This is a genomic window from Kitasatospora sp. NPDC091257 (assembly GCF_044757675.1).
Lineage (GTDB): Bacteria > Actinomycetota > Actinomycetes > Streptomycetales > Streptomycetaceae > Kitasatospora > Kitasatospora lactacystinica.
Genome location: NZ_JBIVVI010000847.1, coordinates 1 through 4,112 on the forward strand (window position 1 = coordinate 1; position 4,112 = coordinate 4,112).

Here is a 4,112-nt window from a genome sequence, read left to right on the forward strand (position 1 = left end):
GGGGCCGCCGCCGTTCTCACCCCAGCCTGCGCACCCCCGAGGGCAGCACCGCCAGGTCCACCGGCCGGTCGTGCGGCTCGGCCGGCACCCGCTCCAGCAGCTCGTGCTCGTACAGCAGCACCGCCAGCACCGGCCGCGCGCCCGCCCGCGCCAGCCGGGCCAGCACCCGGTCGTAGCTGCCGCCGCCCCGGCCCAGCCGCAGCCCGGAGCGGTCCACCGCCAGGCCCGGCAGCAGCACCACCGCGGCCCCGGTCACCGCCTGCGGCCCGAGCCGCGGGCCGACCGGCTCCAGCAGCCCGCGTCCGGCCGGGGCCAGTGCGTCGGGCCCCGCGTACTCCGCCCAGTCCAGGTCGTTGTCCGCCAGCAGCACCGGCAGCAGCACCCGCACCCCGCGCGCCCGCAGCGCGTCCAGCAGCGGCCGCGTCCCGGGCTCGGCGCCCACCGAGACGTAGGCGGCCACCGTGGCGCCCGCGGCGGCCAGCTCCCCGGCGTGCGCGGCCAGCGCGCCGGCGGCCGCCGCGCGCTCCTCGGCGGCCAGTTCGCGCCGTTCCGTCAACAGCCGTGTCCTCAGGCCGCTCTTCTCGTTGGGCATCCGATCCTCGTTCATCCGATCCTCCTGGCCTGCGCACCGTCGACGCGCAGAGCCTGACACGCGAAAGGGCACCCCCCATTGACCACCCCGCTGCTGGTCCAGGCCCTGGCCGCACTGAGCGTCCCCGCACTGGCCGGCGCCACCGCCCTCGGACTGCGCGGACGGCGGGAGCGGGCCGGGGCCGCCGCCGGGGCGCAGCGGCTGCGCGGACGGATCGCCGAACTGGAGGAGCGCTGCGCCGAGCTGGAGCGCACCGCCTCCTGCGACCCGCTCACCGGGGTGTGGAACTACCGCCACCTCCAGCTCACCCTGGACCGGGAGATCGAACGGGCCCGCCGCGCCGAGCACACCGAGCAGGCCGACGGCCCGCGCCCGCTCGCCGTGCTGATGCTGGCCATCACCGGCTTCGACGCGGTCGTCGCCGAGCACGGCCGGGGCCGGGCGGGCGCGGTGCTGCGCGACCTCGCCCAGCGGCTCGCGATGGAGATCCGCCGGGCCGACACCCTCGGCCGCTACGGCGGCGAGGAGTTCCTGGTGGTGCTGCCGGACACCGGGGCCGAGGGCGCCGCGCAGGTCGCCGAGCGGCTGGTCTGGTCGGTCCGCCGGCACCTGCTGCTGGACTGGTCCTCCGGCCCGCGCGAGTCCCGCCCCGCCGCCGGCAACGGCCTGACCGCCGCCGCCGGCATCGCCGTGCTGCCCGAGGACGGCACCCACGCGGCCGTCCTGCTGCGCGCCGCCGACGCGGCGCTCGCCGCGGCCCGGGCGGCCGGCGGCGACTGCTGGCGGCTCTCGTCCCGGCAGCCCGGGGAACCCGGCCGCCCGGGAACCGATGGCCCCCGAACCGACCGCTCCGAGCAGGCCGGTTGCCCGTCCGATCACGGAGCGGATGCCGAACGTGACCGTTCGGGAAAGGCGGGTAGTCTGTCGGCCTGTGTCGGCCGGGACCCCCTCGCCCAGCCGGTCGCGACCCATACGCCAGCCACTGTGGCCGGGCCCCGCGACGTGCTGTCCTAGCCGCCGCCCGTGCTCGGCCGGGCGAAAACGTGCCTGAGTAAGGTAAACGCATGACGACGACCAACTCCCGAGTTCCGGTAACCAAGGCCGTGGTACCCGCGGCCGGACTGGGCACCCGCTTCCTCCCGGCGACCAAGGCCACCCCGAAGGAGATGCTCCCGGTCGTCGACAAGCCGGCGATCCAGTACGTCGTGGAGGAGGCCTCCGCCGCGGGCCTGTCCGACATACTGATGGTCACCGGCCGCAACAAGCGCGCCCTGGAGGACCACTTCGACCGCGCCTACGAGCTGGAGGAGCTGCTGGTCCGCAAGGGCGACGAGCAGCGCCTGGCCCGGGTCCGCGAGTCCGTCGAGCTGGCCAACATGCACTACGTCCGCCAGGGCGACCCGAAGGGCCTCGGCCACGCCGTCTCGGTCGCCGAGCAGCACGTCGCCGGCCAGCCCTTCGCCGTCCTGCTCGGCGACGACCTGATCGACCCGCGCGACCCGCTGCTCTCCCGGATGATCGAGGTGCAGCAGCAGCTCGGCGGCTCGGTCGTCGCCCTGATGGAGGTCGACCCCTCCCAGATCCACCTCTACGGCTGCGCCGCCGTCAAGGCGAACGGCTTCGGCGAGGACGTCTTCCAGGTGACCGACCTGGTCGAGAAGCCCGAGCCCGGCGAGGCCCCGTCCGCCTATGCCGTGATCGGCCGCTACGTCCTCGACCCGCTGGTCTTCGACGTGCTGCGGGAGACCCCGCCCGGCCGCGGCGGCGAGATCCAGCTGACCGACGCCCTGCGCGAGCTGACCAACCGCGAGGCCGCGGACGGCGGCCAGGTGCACGGCGTGCTCTTCAAGGGCCGTCGCTACGACACCGGCGACCGCGCCGACTACCTGCGCGCTATCGTCCGTCTGGCCGCCGAACGCGAGGACCTGGGCCCGGAGTTCCGCTCCTGGCTGCGGGAGTTCGTCGGCTCCGAGATGCAGGCCTGACGCAGGACCGACCACGACAGAGAGCGAGCCGCCGATGACCGGGTCCACCGAGCCCAGCACCACGCCCAGCGCCTGCTGCGACGCCGGAGCGGACCCGGCCCCGGCGGCCCCCCGCCTCTGGACGGTGGACGAGCACCTCGCCGACGTGCTGGCCGCGGTCGGCCCGCTGCCCGCGATCGAGCTCCAGCTGCTCGACGCCCAGGGCTGCCGGCTCGACGAGGACGTGATCGCCGACGGCGACCTGCCGCCCTTCGACAACAGCTCGATGGACGGTTACGCGGTCCGCACCGCCGACACCGAGGGCGCCACCGACACCTACCCGTCGGTGCTCTCGGTGGTCGGCGACATCGCGGCCGGCGCCGACGAGCTGCCCAGGGTCGGCCCCGGCCAGGCCGCCCGGATCATGACCGGCGCCCCGCTGCCGCCCGGCGCCCGGGCCGTCGCCCCGGTCGAATGGACCGACGGCGGCACCGGCACCGGGGTGGCCGCCGCCGCGATGACCGCGCCGGTCCCGGACGAGGAGGTCCGGGTCCTGCGCCCGGTCGCCGAGGGCGCGCACATCCGCCGCCGCGGCAGCGACGTCACGGCCGGCACCCGGGTGCTGGAGGCCGGCACCCGGCTCGGTCCCGCCCAGCTCGGCCTGCTCGCCGCGATCGGCCGGCCCACCGTGAAGGTCCGCCCGCGGCCCCGGGTCGTGGTGCTGTCCACCGGCAGCGAGTTGGTCCAGCCCGGCGAGCCGGTCGGCCCCGGGCAGATCGCCGACTCCAACAGCTTCACCCTCACCGCGGCCGCCCAGGAGGCCGGCGCCATCGCCTACCGGGTCGGCGCCGTCCCGGACGAGGCCGAGCGGCTGCGCACCGTCCTGGAGGACCAGCTCGGCCGGGCCGACCTGATCGTCACCAGCGGCGGGGTCAGCGTCGGCGCGTACGACGTGGTCAAGGAGGTCTTCGAGTCCTACGGGGGCGTCGACTTCCGGCGCCTGCGGATGCAGCCCGGCAAGCCGCAGGGCTTCGGCCGGATCGGCGGCGCGGCCGGGGTGCCGCTGCTTGCCCTGCCCGGCAACCCGGTGAGCGCCTACATCTCCTTCGAGCTCTTCGTCCGTCCGGTCATCCGCACCATGCTCGGCGCCGCGGAGGTGCACCGCCCGGTCGTCCGCGCGCTCTGCCCGGCGGCGCTGCGCTCCCCGGCCGGCCGCCGGCAGTTCCTGCGCGGCCGCTACTCGGCGGCGGACGGCACGGTGGAGCCGGTGGGCGGCGCCGGGTCGCACCTGGTCGGCGCGCTGGCCCGGGCGAACTGCCTGATCACCGTCCCCGAGGACACCACCGCGCGGCCGGCCGGCAGCGCGGTGGACGTGGTGTTGCTGGACTCCTGATCGGCTCCCCGGACCGGGGAACGGTACGGTAGCGCGGTATTCGACCTGCGCGCCCCTGGAGTTCCCCGTGACGACACCTCCCCCCGGCGACCGCCTCACCCACGTCGACGACCAGGGCGCCGCCCGGATGGTCGACGTCTCCGAGAAGGCCACCACCGCGCGC

The 4,112-nt window shown here is 76.1% G+C and carries 4 protein-coding genes and 1 pseudogene; 4 read left to right on the forward strand and 1 reads right to left on the reverse strand.

Annotated features, from left to right (window positions below):
• Positions 1-16: 16 nt before the first annotated feature.
• Positions 17-607: a 5-formyltetrahydrofolate cyclo-ligase gene (locus tag ACIQOV_RS30740; protein WP_401053892.1), complete on the reverse strand. Its 591-nt coding sequence runs from the start codon at positions 605-607 to the stop codon at positions 17-19.
• A gap of 63 nt (positions 608-670) precedes the next feature.
• Here ACIQOV_RS30740 and ACIQOV_RS30745 point away from each other — a divergent pair, with 63 nt between their 5' ends.
• The 4 genes and pseudogenes from ACIQOV_RS30745 to ACIQOV_RS30760 form a co-directional block, all read left to right on the forward strand.
• Positions 671-1,606, forward strand: coding sequence for a GGDEF domain-containing protein (locus ACIQOV_RS30745; protein WP_401053894.1), 936 nt, complete (start codon positions 671-673; stop codon positions 1,604-1,606).
• Positions 1,607-1,656: 50 nt separating this feature from the next.
• Positions 1,657-2,577 (forward strand): UTP--glucose-1-phosphate uridylyltransferase GalU, encoded by a 921-nt coding sequence (gene galU / locus ACIQOV_RS30750; protein ID WP_359899794.1) that lies wholly within the window; start codon positions 1,657-1,659, stop codon positions 2,575-2,577.
• Between the two features lie 34 nt (positions 2,578-2,611).
• A complete protein-coding gene (gene glp / locus ACIQOV_RS30755) occupies positions 2,612-3,949 on the forward strand; it encodes a gephyrin-like molybdotransferase Glp (protein WP_401053895.1) in 1,338 nt (445 codons plus the stop codon).
• A gap of 67 nt (positions 3,950-4,016) precedes the next feature.
• A pseudogene (locus ACIQOV_RS30760) lies at positions 4,017-4,112 on the forward strand (cyclic pyranopterin monophosphate synthase MoaC); the annotation flags it as partial.